Genomic DNA, 281 nt, shown 5'->3' on the forward strand with positions numbered 1-281 from the left:
CACGGACTCCGACACGCCATCACCATCATGCCTCACGCGCGCGCGAATGGGGAAACGGCCAGGCCGAGCCGCTTACGCAAATTCGGACAGACGGGTAAGTGGAATGCCCGGGGCCTGAGCCAGCGATAATGCAGGCAAAGGACCGGAAAGATGACGAAGAGAACCCGACGGACGCACTCAGCGGCGTTCAAAGCGAAAGTGGCCCTGGCGGCGGTCAAGGGCGAGCGCACGCTGGCCGAACTGGCGCAGCAGTTCGATGTGCACCCGAACCAGATCACGGA

The 281-nt window shown here is 63.3% G+C and carries 1 protein-coding gene; it reads left to right on the forward strand.

Annotated features, from left to right (window positions below; translation table 11 throughout):
* Positions 1-150: 150 nt before the first annotated feature.
* Positions 151-281 (forward strand): transposase (locus DID99_RS37030; protein ID WP_148094698.1); only part of this gene is annotated, 131 nt, incomplete at its 3' end.

The organism is Burkholderia sp. Bp8986 (assembly GCF_003854225.1).
GTDB lineage: Bacteria > Pseudomonadota > Gammaproteobacteria > Burkholderiales > Burkholderiaceae > Burkholderia.